Source organism: Pseudomonas sp. GD03862 (assembly GCF_029840855.1).
In the GTDB taxonomy this organism is placed as follows: Bacteria; Pseudomonadota; Gammaproteobacteria; order Pseudomonadales; family Pseudomonadaceae; genus Aquipseudomonas; species Aquipseudomonas alloputida.
The window spans coordinates 1-503 of sequence record NZ_JAOCDI010000127.1 but is presented as its reverse complement, the minus strand read 5'-3'; the positions used below and the strand labels follow the sequence as shown (position 1 = coordinate 503).

At 60.4% G+C, this 503-nt stretch carries 1 protein-coding gene; it reads right to left on the bottom strand.

All coding sequences use genetic code 11. The features are described 5' to 3' along the window. Positions 1-503, bottom strand: a 503-nt coding sequence (locus tag N5D53_RS27650; protein WP_279841155.1) for an immunoglobulin-like domain-containing protein, incomplete at both ends; no start/stop codon positions are given.

Below are 503 nucleotides of genomic sequence, written 5' to 3'. Positions count from 1 at the left end.
ATTGTTGCTCAGGGTCACGACCAGGTCGTGGGCCAGCGGCTGGTTGACATGCACGGTGAAGGTCGGTTTGACGTTTTCGGCCACCGAGGTCTGGTCGGCGGTGATGGTGACCTTGACCAGGTCGCCTTCGTTGCCCGGCGTACCTGGCTCGTCGGTCACCGATGTGCTGACCGGCGTCTTGTCCAGCGTCAGCTGTTCGAACTTGCCGACATCCGCGCCTTCAACGGTAGCGATCGACATCACGACAGGGTCGTTGGTGCCGACGTAGACGTTATCCGGGGCAGTGACAGTGGCAGTACCCACGGTGCCATTAGCCAGCACGGTGATGACGGTTTTGCCGTCGCTCAGCGTGAAGGTCAATGCACTGTGGTTGTTGATTGGCAGACCGTCTTTGTTGGTCAGCGTGATGGTGTAGGTGATCTCGCCGCCTTCGGTGACCGAAGGGGTGGCGGTCAGCTTGGCCACCACTTCGTCGGTGGTGTCGGTCACTTGAACCGAAGCGT